The sequence below is a fragment of the Pseudomonas sp. NEEL19 genome (assembly GCF_028751975.1).
Taxonomy (GTDB): domain Bacteria; phylum Pseudomonadota; class Gammaproteobacteria; order Pseudomonadales; family Pseudomonadaceae; genus Aquipseudomonas; species Aquipseudomonas juntendi.
Window position 1 is genome coordinate 754,550 of the sequence record NZ_CP081491.1, and the last position, 14,273, is coordinate 768,822.

A 14,273-nucleotide genomic window follows, 5' to 3' on the forward strand; every position below is an offset into this window, starting at 1 on the left:
ATTTGGAGTTTTAGCTTGTAAGAAGCTAATGCCCGTAAAGCAGTCAATAACCGCTTTGGGATATGTCAAACAAGAGAGAAAAACATGTCGCAAACTACTGCTACTAAAGGCAAAAACGTTGAAGTCAACGGGACCACCCTGTGGGTGGAGGATACCGGCGAGAACGATCTGCCGGTCGTGCTTTGCCTGCACTCTTGCTTTCTCGATGGCTCGATGTTCGATGGCTTGGTTCGCGCGGCCTCCGGTAAGTTTCGCGTGGTACGACCAGACTTCAGAGGGCAGGGCAAGAGTGCCCTGGATGATGTCGACATCATAACCATGGACCAGTGTGCCGATGACATGGAGGCCCTGATCGAAAAAATGGAGCTCAAGTCTATTAACGTTATGGCTCAATCCATGGGCGGCGACGTTGCTTTCCGGCTGATCGCACGGCGTCAGGAACTATTCCGCTCATTGGTTGTGGCCGGTTCTTCCGCCTGCGGAGAACCACCGGAGCAAGGTGCGCGTTTCGCACAATGGGTGGTAGACGCGGGCGAGAAGGGTTTTACCGGTGACATCCTTGAAATGACCATGGAAGTAATGTTCGGCAAAACAACCCGCGAGGATCCTGAGAAGCAACCGATGGTGGCTTACTGGCGTGATCGAATCCGCGCTCTGCCCAAAGAGTTGCGTCCTGCCATGAAAGGCGTTATGCACCGGGAAACCTCGGTACCGCTGCTCTCCTCAATTAAGATACCGGTGCTGATCATCAATGGCGAGGAGGACATGCCGCGCCCGCCTGCTTGGTCTGATGAAATGAAACGAGAACTGCCGAATGCGAAGCTCATCCGGCTGAGCAAGATAGGCCACAGTCCAACCCTGGAAGCACCTGAGCAAGTGCTCCCAGCGATTATCGATTTCTACTCAAATCCGCGTGTTTGATGAACAAAAGTCGCTCAACTCATAGCCAATTGTGTTAAGGTTTCGCGGCTCATTGATAGATGTGGAAGTTCTTTTTTCTTTTCCTAATATCCTTTGCCAGCCTGAGACACCTGCAATTGCGGGTGTTTCAGGACTGGATCGCCCAGGCCGCAGAGCCTAGAAATCGAAGTTGTCGTCCGAGATAGTACGACGCCACGGCCTTAGAGCGTTTCCAGGAAGGGGCTAAATTCTTGGTGCATCATTGGCGTTGAACCAGCCCGGGCGGTACTCGCTCCAGGTCAGTTGCCAGAATCCCTCATGCTTGCGACGAAGCCGCATCCTGTAATGCGCACCATAGAGAGGCGTGCCATCTTGCGTGTGTGAGTTTCCAGGAATGACTCTGCCGACAATCATTTCCGCTACACCCTTTTCCTCGTCAGACTTGATCTCCAACACGTCTGCAAAATGCTGCATCCACGGCCAGGGCCTGCGAAACTCTTTGAAGGATCCGATGATCGCGTGGCGTCCTTCAATAAGGCCCATCGGTTGAAAATCACCAGCGGCGTCGTTGGTAAAGCAATGAGCAAGCTGCTGGATGTCACCCTGATCCAGCGCCCACGAGTAACGAGCGTAGGTTTCAGCAATACACTCCGCACTGCTCACCGAAGCCGTTGAGTTAGGGAAAGCAAGCCATGGCGAATTCAGCTCGCTAACGATGGTCGGGGCTGGGTCGCCAATCCTCCATCCGTCATCACCTGGTGGGAGCTGCCAGTGAATTGCAAGCGAGTAGTCCCCGGTTACCCAATTCAGGGCAATCAGCACGCTGTCGAGGCGCCAAGTACCAGCTGTCTTTTTCAAAGAGCCTGTGACTGTCATACCAAATCTGAGCGTGGCCGACATTGTGGCTTTGCTGATGTGGCCATAGACGTAAAAACTGAAATTAGCGTTGGTTTTTCCACCACCCACATAGTGATTAGTTGCATTCACTGAAAAGCTATCAGCCCTGACTCGATCTTGCTGGAAAACTCTGACAATGTTGCGTCCACCCTCGTGTGCGGACATGTAGCTTGTTACCAACTGGCAGTTGTCAGTGAAGATATCCCCAGCAGATTCCCAATTACCGCTCTCCCAGGCTTCCAGAAAGGTGGCTATAACACCCTTTATGTCGATGCGATCACTTGAATCGGTCATTGGGTCACCTCCGATGCAGCTTGGCCTATGGGAAAGTGTGGCAGGACATACTCAGCCATCTCCTCCAGGACATCAGCGGCTGGTCGCTGGAGAGGTTTGATATTCAGTGCGACGTGTGAAACACCTTCATCTTGTTGACGCTTCCAGAGCTCCACGAGAGCATTACGCCCTATCCTTATTCCGTTGTAGCCGCGTTCTAGCGGCGTGCTCGGATCCTTCGCCAGATCGAAAAAGGTCGCATAGCCGTATGGTTTGGCATTGCCGTTCTGACTGGCAGAACGGAACTCGCGGATAAGGTCGGGCAAACGATTGAAGTCGCTCAGATGCCAAATCCAGGCATCCGCATTATTGGCTATCCACTCAAGCGTCTGACGGGCCCGACCCACGACAATCATGGGGAGTCGAGGGCCAACTGGCTTGGGTACCATGTCTAGCAAGCCTTCCAAATGACCGAAAAGTTTGGTCGAGACGCTTGGGAAGCCATTTTCAGTGACTGTCTTAATCAGCTCGAAGCCTTCCCTGTACCGTTCTTCTCTAGCATCGAAATCAATCCCAAATGCTGGATATTCAATCGGGCGATCTCCGCTGGAGAGCCCTAACAAGAATCGTCCACCGGTGAGTTGGTCAACCGACACGGATTGTTTAGCAACGATCAGCGGTTCGCGCAGTGGAAGAACGATTCCTGTCGTTCCCAAAGCAATTTTTTTAGTTACGGCTGCCAAATATCCGAGGTATACGAAGGGATCGATCATCTGTCCGGTGTCACCAAAGTTTGGATCGTAGAAGGGCACGTCCCTCATCCATAAACTTGCAAAACCAGCCTCGTCAGCGATTCGAGCAAGGAGCTGATGATCCTGCAAAGTAGGAAACGGCGAATTTGGGTAGCCTTCCAGAGGCATGATGTATCCGAAGGTGAGGCCTTCTGGCTGGAACACTCGCGAATAGGCTTGGTGAGCTGCAAGGTCGGGACTGAGCTCAAGGGAAGGGCTGAGAGAAGTCATTGCTAAACCTCATTATTTCAAACCGATTACTACTGAGTACGCGGCTCTCAGATGAACAGGTCTGCATGGTAGTCAATGTATTGGGGAAAATGTGTCCCCTCTGAGGGGCCGTGGATTCATTGTTCAACCAATTACTTGGCGTGAGAGGAGATCTAGCGCTACCGCCAGATAAAACCATACTTCATAGGTGAGGATGTAAGTCATATCTGTCTCCCAGAGCTTGTTCGGCTCGTTGACCTTGAACTGCCGGGCAAGGTTGTTGGGGGATGCTAATGTTGGCTTTCCAACCAAAACCCAAGACGACGGCGACAGCCCGTTTGTGAACGCAACTCCTCTGCCTGCATCAAACAACCGACTCGATTTCGCCCGCATGTCTCTCTCAGCTCACGCAGGTCATCATGAATTTTGCGGTTGCCGTACACACCTCTGCTTTCGAGCCAAGCATGTTTGATCAAGCCCGCAGACGATGATCTTCTTTTGCTGGGCAGATTGAGGCTCGGCCAGCCAGGCGTAGTAGCCGCTGGGATGCACCTTGAGGGTTTGGAAGGCGCAGCACCGGGTAATCCGTGGAATGCTTCTTGATGAAGTCGTACTTTAGCCGCACTCGATGACAAAGTGTGGGCCGGCCCTTTTTAGGATATCTCGCTCTTACGTCACGCGCTTGAGTTGAGCGCGCAGCTTGCGCAGTTCGTCTTACTGACGCTGGTCTTGAGTACGCTGTAGAGGTTCATCTAGACATAAAGGTTACGAACGGACATGCCCAGGTACTGGGCAACATCGGCGACAGGCTTGCCTTTCTCGGTCACTTATTTGACCGATTCGATTTTAAATTCATCAGGGTAACGCTGACGACTTATGGTACCTCCTATTGAGGCCTCATTATGGGTTTGGAGGTGTCTACGAAATCAGTGGCGATTCAGTAGTGACCGAGATGCAGGCTTTGAAGTATATCTGCGCGCATCTCGAACCCTCTAATTCGAACCTGTCTTAACGCATCAGCCAACCTCCAGCGACATCAAGTACCTGGCCGGTTATAAACGCGCTTTCGGGGGCACTCAGGTAGCATGCAGCATCCGCGACCTCCCAAGGCTGTCCAAGCCTTCGGAGCGGTGTGTCGGCAACAACAGCTTCATTTGCTGAAGACGAAACTGTCCGCAAGAGGGGGGTCTCGATACGACCGGGTGCCAACGCATTCGCCGTGATTCCGTACTCACCCAGCTCGCCCGCCAGATGTCGCGTAAGTCCGATAATAGCTGCCTTCGTAGCACTATAATGCGCTGCTACTAGGGGTAGAAACGCACTGCCGGCCACTGATGACATGCTGACTATACGGCCGAAGCGACGTTCCACCATAGAGGTAGATAAAAGGCGTGACAGGTTGAACGCACCATTGAGATTGACGTTTACCACTCGTTGCCATTCCGATGGGGTCATTTGCCATATCGGCGCTGGTTTACCATCGTGTTTAGGAGAGATTCCGGCGTTGTTGATCAATGTATCAATTGGTCCAATCATTTCAGCAAGGTTGGAACATGCCGCCTCGCATTGTCCGAAGTCTCCCACATCTGCGGAGTGCCAAGCCACATTGAAGCCTTGACTCTTGAGAGCTTCTCCTTGCTCTTGTAACGCTTTCGGATCGAGATCGAGCAGTGCCACACTGGCACCCTCTTCACAATAGCGCCGAGCTATAGCTGCTCCAATTCCGCCGGCAGCGCCGGAAACGAGTACCACTCTACCGTTATGCCTGCCCGAGATCATGAGGCTACCTCCAAAATTATCTTGCCAATGTGCTTGCTGCTTTCCATCAAATGGTGCGCTTGGGATGCCTGGTCCAGCGGGAAAGTCGAGTGAATGATTGGTAAACAACGCCCCTCTTCCAGTAGCGGCCAGACGTGCGTTTGAAGAGCTGTGGCGATTGATGCTTTGTCCGCTTTCGGCCTAGCCCGAAGTGTGGAGCCGGTAAACGTTAAGCGCTTGAGCATGATCGCCATGACATTGAGTTCGACCTGGCTGCCTTCCAAGAAAGCGATCTGCGCTAATCGACCTTCCAAGGCCAATGAATCGATGTTGCGCTGAATGTAAGAGCCGCCGACCATGTCGAGGATCATGTTCACGCCAGCGCTTTTGGTTTGTTGCCGCACAACCTCCACAAAGTCCTCTTCACGGTAATTGATAGTGACGCTGGCCCCAGCCGCGCGGCAGGCTGCAAGTTTGTCTTCACTGCCGGCGGTCGCCAGTACTCGTACGCCAAATTGGTTGGCCAGTTGGATCGCCGTAAGCCCAATCCCACTAGAGCCGCCGTGAACCAGGAGCGTTTCACCGCGGGTGAGATGGCCGCGCTCAAACAGGTTGGTCCAAACCGTAAAGTAGTTCTCCGGTAGCGCTGCAGCCTGGGCCAACGACAGGCCGTCGGGCACGGGCAGGCAGTGTGCAGCCGGGGCGCAGCAGTATTCTGCATAGCCACCCCCTGGAGTGAGTGCACATACCATATCGCCTGCATTCAGTCCTTGAACTGCTTCGCCAACGGCAACCACCTCACCTGAAACCTCTAACCCTAAAAAGGGCGAAGCATCTGGAGGCGGTGGATAGTTGCCCGACCGCTGTAGCACGTCTGGGCGATTCACCCCGGCGAAGGCCACTTTGATCAGTACATCCTCAGCACCGGGAGTAGGTAGTTCCACTTCGATCAGGCGTAGGCACTCGGCACTACCACCTGGGCGATGGTCTACCATTCGCATAGTCTTAGTCATACTTCTTTCTTCCTCACATCCCCAGGTAAGCTCGTTTCACATGGGGGTTATCAAGCAGTTCCTTTCCAGTGCCCGTAAGCGTGATTGTTCCGTTTTCCAGTACGTAGCCTCGGTGTGCAACGCGAAGCGTGTGCACGATGTTCTGCTCAACAATGAGCACGGTGGTCCCGAGCGCAAGGATCTTGTCGATGATTCCAAATACTTGAGACACCAGCAGGGGAGATAGCCCCAAAGAGGGCTCGTCGAAGATCAACAGCTTAGGGTCCGACATCAACCCTCGGGCAATGGCTACCATTTGCTGTTCGCCGCCAGACAGGGAGCCTGCATTTTGCTCAAGGCGCTCACGCACCCGGGGGAATAGCTCTAGAACTTGTTCCAGACGTTGCTTCACTGCCGTCCGAGCCGCTTTTTTGTAGGCCCCCATCAGCAGGTTGTCGCGAACCGTAATGAAGGGGAATAGTTGCCGGCCCTCTGGAACAAGAGTGATCCCTGAACCAACAATCTCATCTGGCCTGCAGCCGTCTAGGCGTTCGCCTTCGAACTCGACGCTACCTTGGGTCGGTTTGATAAGGCCGCATAGGCTGCGCAAAGTTGTCGTCTTGCCCGCACCATTCGCACCTACCAACGTCACGACTTCACCAGCCTTGACTTCAAGAGATACGCCGCGCAGGACTTCAGTGTTGCCGTAGCCGGCATGGATGTTGTCAAGCCGTAGCATGGTTGTACTCCTTGCCCAGATAGGCTTCGATCACCTCAGAATTGCTCACTACCGCCTGCGGATCGCCATCCATCAACACGGCTCCGCTGCTGATCACGACTATGCGATCGGACAGGGTCATGGTTGCCTGCATGATGTGCTCGATCATGAGTACGCTGACCCCAGTAGCCCTTACACGTCGGATGATTTCAATTGCTTTGGTTACGTCCGTAGGGTTCAGACCAGCCATTACCTCATCCAGCAGCAGAACGCGCGGGCGGGTGGCTAGGGCTCGTGCCATCTCAAGACGTTTCATACCGCCGACAGTTAGGTTTTTTGCTCGGCTGTCCAGTAGTTGGGTGAGATCGGTAAGGGCTGCCACTTCCATAGCAATTTGCCGCGCCTCGTTAGGGTCACGGGTATGCATAAAGGCGCCAAGCATGATGTTCTCGCACACGCTCAGATCGGCGAACGGCTGCACGATTTGGAAGGTCCTGCCGATCCCGGAGACGGCAAATTCAGCGGGTGTCGAGGGGCTGATCCACTGACCATCGGCTGTACGCACTTTGACCGTTCCGGATGAAGGTTGAATAAACCCCGAGAGCTGATTGAAGACTGTGGTTTTACCAGCACCATTGGGACCAATTACCCCAACGATTTCACCTTCCTTCAAGGACAATGAAACGTCATTGGTGGCGTGTAGGCCGCCAAAATACTTATGTAGATTTTCAGCCACCAAGATGGGGGTGCCGATCGTGGAAGACGAGCTAGAGGCGGGTAGCGACACGGTTGGTTTTTGCGCTGAGGTTCTGCCGCCGGGGAGTTTGTCGACCCAACGACTAATGCGCTCGCCGAACCTGCCGACCAAGCCTTGAGGAATAGTCAGAACAAAGGCTACCAGCACTAGGCCGTATACCAAACCATGCACACCGCTCCCAGCATCGCCCAGCCAGCCGCGCGCAAGCTCTGCCAGGGGTAGTACGATGACTGTGCCAATTAAAGGGCCAGACAAGGTGCCAAGACCTCCAATCAATGCAAACATGGCAATCTGGATGGAGAGCTCAAGCGAGAACATTGCACCCGGCTCGATAAACGTCAGATACATGGCATGGAAACTGCCGATCAAGCTGGTTAGAGCAGCAGACAGAATTACCGCGATCAACTTAACCTTGACCGCATTTACGCCGACCGCTTGGGCAGCATCTTCACGTTCACGCACGGCTATAAGGTAGTAGCCCAAACGTGAATGTTTGATTTTCCATGACACTAGCAATGTGATTGCCAGGAAACCGAAGGCGATCAACAGGTATGGCCAACGCGCACGGAACAGCATCCATTCGGCGCCAAGCTTCAGCGGCACTGCTAGACCTGCGGCACCACCCGTAAGGTCGTGTTGATTGATCACCAGGAGTCGTATCACTTCCAGTACTGCGATGGTCGCCAAAGCAAAGAATGGCCCACGCAAACGGAAGCATGGCCAACTGATGGCCACGGCCAGTACCACAGATACCGCAGCGCCGACGAACATTCCGATCCATGGGCTCAAATTAAGATGCAGCATCAGGAGGGTGCTGACGTACGCCCCAGCGCCATAGAAGACTGCATGGCCTAACGATAATTGACCGGCAAAACCGCCAACGATATTCCACGCACTGGCCAGTGCTGCATAGCTGCATATCAGGATAAACAGGTGGAAGACGAAGCTGGAGCCTGCTGCAAAGGGTATGACTAACAGCAAGGAAAGCGCTGCCAAGCTCAGGTAGATGCGAGGGTGGAGAAGGTTCATTTATAAGCTCCTACTCTGAGCCACGCCCGGCACCGAACAGGCCGGTGGGGCGGAAAATTAGAATCGCTAGGAAGATCATGAAATAGACGACTTCCTTAAGATCAGGTGCGATGTAGTAGCCCGCCAGGCTGTCCACTACGCCAATCAGGATTGAACCGATCAAAGCACCCGTAAGACTGCCCAGTCCGCCCAATACAACAATGACGAAGGCAGTAAGTACGAAGAACGTTCCGAAGGTCGGGAAAACCGGATATTGAGGCGCAATCATCCCGGCTGCTAAACCAAGACAGGCGCAGCCCAGGCCGAAGGCAAAAATGTAGATGCGGTTGACGTTAACGCCCATGAGTAGGGCCGCGTTGCGATGCTGTGCGGTTGCGCGTACAGCTCGCCCGAGAAAGGTGTTGTGCAGGAACCAATGCAGTCCACCGACTAAAGCCAGTGAAACAGCGAAGGTCAGTAATTGCCCAGTGCTGGCTCGAAGTGGGCCAATTCCTACGCTGCCAGTACCCAGGCCGCTGGAATTGTTTACCGTCATTACATCGGCGCCGAATACCATGAGTGCCGCGTTCATCAACGCGATGGACACACCTACCGTAGCGAAGATCTGGATATGCCCTTCCGCTGCAAGCAGAGGTTGGATGATGAAGCGTTGCATGCTTGCGCCCAGCATGAAGAGCAATGCTACTGCCGGAATGATGCTGACGTAAGGATGTAAGCCCAAATGCTGGTTCATCAGGTAGACGGCATACATTCCTATCATCAGGAATTCACCGTGGGCGAAGTTTACGACCCTGACGATGCCGAAGATCAAAGTGAGGCCAATACTGATGATGGCCAATGTGCCACCCAACAGTACGCCGTTAAGCAGAAGTTGCAGGAAGATTTCCATCGGGATTCCTCGGACATCAGCCGCGCGCCATTTCAATGTCGAGCGGCTTACGTGCTGGGTATAGAGTCAGGGCTGGCTTGCCAACGTTGCTTGGGCGACTGCGGCAGCTGGTGGGTAAACTGTTTTCAGTACCCCTTGTTGCCATTGCATGATCGTGGTCTGCGCCCGTTCGTTCTGGCCGTTTTCACCAAACTTGGCGCCTATGTTCGCCGCTGTTTGTCCGACTGGAATGTCGACTGCTTTCACCGCTTCGCGGATGTCTTGTGCATCGAAGGTTTTGGCCTGAGCCATAGCGTCTAGGAACACTTTAGCTCCGACGTAGTTGATAAGGCTGTGCCCAGAGCGCGGCTCACTGCCGTAACGTGCGCGGTAGGCTTCTGCGAAAGCCGCAATCCCGGGCGCACCTGCCTCGTTGGTGTGGAACTGCGGGAAGTCGACATCCAGGACGCCTTCAATATTCTGGGCCCCAACGACCTTCACAGTGTCCTGCATGGAGTAGCCTCCTCCTGCGCCAATGATGGCTTTAGGAGTGAAACCGGCTTCGCGAATTTGACGGAAGAATAGAGTAGTGTCGTTCTGGTAAGACGTCTGCAGGACTACGTCAGCTCCCGATCCTTTCAAGCGCAAAATGAGTGATGAGAGATCCACAGCCTTCGCAGAGTAGGGCAACACTTCAACCACTTGCAGCCCTTCTTTCATCGCAAGCTCTTTCTGAAAGGATGCGATGGTGGTGCCATACAGCGCATCTTCATGAATGATCGCGATCTTCAGGTTGGCTGGGTCAACTTTAAGCTGGGGGGCGACCAGTTTGGTAATCGCGGTAATCGTGCCTTGTGCGAAATCGCGAGCGGTAGGATTGCTACGGTAAACGTTCTCAAGGCCGCGATCAGTGATGTTGTCGGCGACCGCACCCAGCTCAAAATACGGAATCCCTGCCAGTTCAGTTACCTGAGTAGCAGCGAATGAGAGTGCGGATGAATAGCTACCGAAAACTGCAGCCACGTTCTCGCTTGAGGTCAAACGCCGAGCTGCACTGACAGCCTGAGCAGCGTCCACAGCGTCGGCTTTAATCAGCTTGATTGGCTCACCCTTCAATCCGCCTGCTGCATTGCGTTCTGCTACCGCAATTTCCAAGCCCCGATAGCTTTCATCGCCGAGTAGAGCAAGGCCGCCACTGAGCGGGTAGAGAGCACCGATCTGCACGTCGGCGTAGGCAGTCAGAGAAGCTGACAAGGTGAGGGCTGCAACGCCATTTATGGCCCAAGGCATTATTTTCATTGTGCTGCCTCCTGAAGCTTAGTAATCCATCCCCATAAAAATGAACCGGTTCAAATATGGGTTCAAAAAAAACACCGTGAAGGGTGTCTGGGCGGGGCGGACCGTTTTTTGTAGGTTTGGTGACGACAACGTTCATGATTTGAACCGGTTCATTTTTAAGCGCGGTGGTATAGTGTTGTCAAGCAGGAGTGATGAGCAGATGACGAGAATCCACAAGCCAAAATTACGCGACGTAGCTCGCCTAGCAGGCGTATCACTGGGCAGCGCCTCTCGCGCATTGTCCAATCCAGATCAAGTAAAACCTGCCACGCTCGCCAAGGTGGATGCTGCGGTTCGAGAATTGCAATACGTTCGAAACGGTGCGGCAAGAGCGCTTGCCCTGAGACGTACGTTCAGCGTCGCGGCGATTTTCCCAACCTTGAATAACCCAATTTACGCCGATTCGATCCAGGCGCTTCAGCAGCGCCTGAATGAGTTCGGCTATCAGTTGATCATCGCCTCTCACGAATACGATCGGAATCGCGAAGTCTTGAGCGTACGTAATTTCATCGAGCGTGGTGTAGAGGGCATATTCCTGGTGGGCACCGACCACGATCCATCTGTCTTCGAAATGCTTCAGGTAGCCCAGCGTCCATACGTTTTGATGTGGACGGTGGATGATTGCCAAGAGCATTGTGCAGTGGGCTTTAGCAATGTGCGTGGCGGGCAGCTGGTCGCTGATCACCTACTCGCGCTTGGGCATAGGGACATGGCTGTACTGACGGGCCGTCGCCAGCACAACGAGCGTGCTCGATTCCGAATTCAGGGGGTGCGTCAGCGATGTGCGCACTATGGCGTGGAGGTGCCGGAAAGCCGTATCGTCGAACAGGCTTTCAGCCTCGAAGGCGGGCGGGCTGGCCTAGATGCTGTGCTTGCAATGGAGCCTCGCCCCACTGCTTTGATCTGTACAACCGATCTTCTGGCACTCGGCGCTAGCGAGCAGGCCAAGCGCAGAGGGGTGAATATACCCAGCGATCTCTCGATTACCGGGTTTGACGACATCAGCTTCAGTGCGATCGCTTCACCCTCGCTTACATCAGTACGTGTCCCCATCTTTGAAATCGGTCGCATCAGCGCTGATTCGTTGATTGCGCAGATTGAGGGGGCGCAGATTGATCAGGTGATTGAATTAGATATTGCTTTGGTGCCTCGGGAAAGCAGCAAGTTGCTCGTACGTCAGAGCTAGTGTCTGGCCTTTTTGAACAGCGGATGATTGTGGTGGACAAAGAAAATTATTCACAAATGCTGGCATTCATGTGGGCGACCGAGCATAAAAGCTTTTCAGCAGCTGCTCGTGCGAACGATTTGTCACCATCAGCGGTCAGCAAACTAGTAACACGCTTGGAAAATCGACTAGCAGTTCGGTTATTTCAGCGCGGTAGTCGAACGTTGTCCCTGACCGAGGAAGGGAGAGCTTATTTTCGGAGTGCCCAAGTAGTCATGGAAGCAATGGCAGAGGCCGACTCGCTAGCTGAAGCGTTTCCCGCTAGACTCCGGGGTACTCTGCGTATCCATACAATGGCGACCTTCGCGAAACACCAGCTTATCCCTTGGTTGCCTGAATTTCTCGCTCTCTATCCGGAATTATCTGTAGCAATCGAAGTCGCCGCGCAGTACGTCGACCAATTTGATCGGGGTTTCGACATTGCCATACACAGTGGTGTACTACCAGACTCGTCACGTGTCGCTCGGCGTATAGGCGAAGCACACTGGATCACTTGTGCAGCTCCCAGCTATCTGAAAAAACGGGGTATGCCGCTTGTACCTGCGGATTTGCTGCAACACGACTGCTTTCATTTTGCCTTCAACAGTCCGTGGAACATTTGGGGCTATGAGCAAGAGGGGGAAACGACGGTCGTACCTGTACAGCCACGCTCGACGTTTAATCAAGGTGACCTGTTGCGTTCGGTCGCTCTCAGTGGTGGTGGTATCGTGCGCCTTGCAGATTTTCACATCGGCGATGATCTGAAATCAGGCAGATTGATCCCCGTGTTGGAAGACTTTCGATCGACCAACCCCCAGCCGATTTATCTAGTGTATCCCAATCGTAAAAACCTTAGCCCACGCGTCAAAGCGTTTATCAGTGCCCTCGAACAGCGAATCGCAGATTATCCCTGGAGCATCTAGCTCGGACGTAAATATCGGGAGATGATCTCTTCCTATGACTGCTGGGCAAACCAGCTTTGCTCAGTAGTCATACCATTCTTTGTAGCTTCCTGATTTAAGGTGTCGCCATGGAACTCGCTCGTCAGGTACGTGCAGTCCCGATCAGCTCAGACACTCGGTATTGGGAAGAGGCTATGAATAAAAATTATATTGCTGGCGAATGGCTCGATGGGGTCAGTATCAATCGAAACATCAACCCATCGAATCTGGATGATGTAGTTGGGGAGTATGCCAGAGCCGACACTTCGCAGGCGGAACTTGCCGTGGATGCTGCTTTTGACGCGCAACCTGGCTGGGCCTGCTTGTCTGCAGAGAGACGCGGCGACGCACTGGATCGGATCGGTTCAGAGATTTTGGCTCGAAAGGAAGAGCTGGGTTTTTTGCTTTCGCGCGAAGAGGGCAAAACTCTGGCAGAAGGTATTGGTGAGGTTACGCGAGCAGGAAGGGTTTTCAAATTTTTCGCAGGTGAAGCCCTGCGCCTTTCTGGCGAACGTCTGGCAAACATCCGTCCTGGTGTAGAAGCAGAAGTGCGCCGCGAACCAGAAGGTGTTGTAGGAATTATCACGCCCTGGAATTTTCCGATCGCCATTCCCGCTTGGAAGATCGCTCCGGCGTTAGCTTACGGTAATTCGGTGGTTTTCAAACCTGCCGATCTGGTTCCCGGCAGTGCATGGGCGCTGGCTGAGATTATTGTGCGTGCGGGGCAGCTACCTGCCGGGGTCTTTAACTTGGTGATGGGGCCAGGTTCGCAGGTAGGCAATGTGCTGGCCAAAAATCCCAAGGTAAAAGCTCTCACTTTCACCGGATCGACACAAACGGGACGTTCAGTTGGTATGGAATGTATGTCTCGAGGCGCAAAGGTTCAACTAGAGATGGGGGGCAAGAATCCTCTGATTATTTTGAATGACGCTGATCTTGACCTCGCAGTAGAGGTCGCTGTCCAGGGGGCCTTCTATTCCACAGGTCAACGCTGCACTGCCTCCAGTCGCTTCATTGTTGAAAGTGCGATTCACGATAGGTTCGTCCAGGCAGTGATTGAGCGTCTATCCGGGATGACTGTTGATGATGCCGTAAAAGCGGGAACTGATATTGGTCCTGTCGTGTCTGCCAGTCAGCTAGACCAAGACTGTGACTATATAGATATCGCGAAACGTGAGGGTGGTAAGTTGGCTTTTGGTGGCGATCGAGTTGAGAGGGCAACCCGAGGATATTACCTGACTCCGGCTCTTATCGTCGACACTGAAAATCATATGCGGATCAATCGCGAAGAGGTGTTCGGGCCGGTAGCCAGCGTGGTTCGGGCACGTGACTATGAGGATGCCTTGCGCCTGGCTAATGACACAGAGTTCGGTCTTTCTTCGGGTATTTGTACCACCTCACTTAAATACGCCAGCGACTTCAAAGCGCGCTCTACGGCAGGGATGGTAATGGTCAATGTGCCTACAGCGGGTGTGGACTACAACGCACCGTTTGGCGGCCGGAAAGCCTCCAGCTATGGTGCCCGAGAGCAAGGTCCGTTCGCTCGTGAGTTCTATACCGCAATCAAGACTACTTACACCCAAGCGTGAATCCCATG

General features: G+C 53.6%; 12 protein-coding genes and 1 pseudogene. 4 read left to right on the forward strand and 9 right to left on the reverse strand.

The window, feature by feature from the left end; genetic code table 11:
* The first annotated feature begins 84 nt into the window (after positions 1-84).
* The gene (locus K4A76_RS03400) at positions 85-921 is read left to right on the forward strand and encodes an alpha/beta fold hydrolase (protein WP_274411549.1); all 837 of its coding nucleotides are present in this window, start codon (positions 85-87) and stop codon (positions 919-921) included.
* Positions 922-1,143: 222 nt separating this feature from the next.
* Here K4A76_RS03400 and K4A76_RS03405 read toward each other — a convergent pair whose 3' ends face one another.
* The 9 genes and pseudogenes from K4A76_RS03405 to K4A76_RS03445 all read right to left on the reverse strand — a co-directional run bounded on the left by K4A76_RS03405 (position 1,144) and on the right by K4A76_RS03445 (position 10,492).
* On the reverse strand, positions 1,144-2,091 hold the full coding sequence (locus K4A76_RS03405) for a nuclear transport factor 2 family protein (RefSeq protein ID WP_274411550.1): 948 nt from the start codon (positions 2,089-2,091) through the stop codon (positions 1,144-1,146).
* Positions 2,088-3,092 (reverse strand): LLM class oxidoreductase, encoded by a 1,005-nt coding sequence (locus K4A76_RS03410; RefSeq protein WP_274411551.1) that lies wholly within the window; start codon positions 3,090-3,092, stop codon positions 2,088-2,090. The genes K4A76_RS03405 and K4A76_RS03410 overlap by 4 nt, the downstream gene beginning before the upstream one ends.
* A gap of 126 nt (positions 3,093-3,218) precedes the next feature.
* Positions 3,219-3,898, reverse strand: a pseudogene (locus K4A76_RS03415) (IS3 family transposase); the annotation flags it as partial.
* A 181-nt stretch (positions 3,899-4,079) separates the two neighbouring features.
* Positions 4,080-4,850, reverse strand: coding sequence for an SDR family oxidoreductase (locus K4A76_RS03420; protein WP_274411552.1), 771 nt, complete (start codon positions 4,848-4,850; stop codon positions 4,080-4,082).
* Positions 4,847-5,842, reverse strand: coding sequence for an NAD(P)H-quinone oxidoreductase (locus K4A76_RS03425; protein ID WP_274411553.1), 996 nt, complete (start codon positions 5,840-5,842; stop codon positions 4,847-4,849). Before K4A76_RS03425 ends, K4A76_RS03420 begins: the two co-directional genes overlap by 4 nt.
* A 13-nt stretch (positions 5,843-5,855) precedes the next feature.
* Positions 5,856-6,560 carry an ABC transporter ATP-binding protein gene (locus K4A76_RS03430; protein ID WP_274411554.1) on the reverse strand — a complete coding sequence of 235 codons (705 nt, stop codon included), beginning with the start codon at positions 6,558-6,560 and terminating at the stop codon, positions 5,856-5,858.
* On the reverse strand, positions 6,547-8,325 hold the full coding sequence (locus tag K4A76_RS03435) for a branched-chain amino acid ABC transporter ATP-binding protein/permease (RefSeq protein WP_274411555.1): 1,779 nt from the start codon (positions 8,323-8,325) through the stop codon (positions 6,547-6,549). The genes K4A76_RS03430 and K4A76_RS03435 overlap by 14 nt, the downstream gene beginning before the upstream one ends.
* Positions 8,326-8,335: 10 nt before the next feature.
* Positions 8,336-9,214, reverse strand: a complete 879-nt coding sequence (locus K4A76_RS03440) for a branched-chain amino acid ABC transporter permease (protein WP_274411556.1) — start codon at positions 9,212-9,214, stop codon at positions 8,336-8,338.
* A gap of 66 nt (positions 9,215-9,280) precedes the next feature.
* Positions 9,281-10,492 (reverse strand): ABC transporter substrate-binding protein, encoded by a 1,212-nt coding sequence (locus K4A76_RS03445; protein WP_274411557.1) that lies wholly within the window; start codon positions 10,490-10,492, stop codon positions 9,281-9,283.
* Between the two features lie 199 nt (positions 10,493-10,691).
* Between K4A76_RS03445 and K4A76_RS03450 the strand changes: the two genes are divergently transcribed.
* From K4A76_RS03450 to K4A76_RS03460, 3 genes are all read left to right on the forward strand, one after another.
* A complete protein-coding gene (locus K4A76_RS03450) occupies positions 10,692-11,717 on the forward strand; it encodes a LacI family DNA-binding transcriptional regulator (protein WP_274411558.1) in 1,026 nt (341 codons plus the stop codon).
* Between the two features lie 56 nt (positions 11,718-11,773).
* On the forward strand, positions 11,774-12,658 hold the full coding sequence (locus K4A76_RS03455; RefSeq protein ID WP_274412262.1) for a LysR family transcriptional regulator: 885 nt from the start codon (positions 11,774-11,776) through the stop codon (positions 12,656-12,658).
* A 173-nt stretch (positions 12,659-12,831) separates the two neighbouring features.
* Positions 12,832-14,265, forward strand: a complete 1,434-nt coding sequence (locus K4A76_RS03460) for an aldehyde dehydrogenase family protein (protein WP_274412263.1) — start codon at positions 12,832-12,834, stop codon at positions 14,263-14,265.
* The last annotated feature ends 8 nt before the right edge of the window (positions 14,266-14,273 follow it).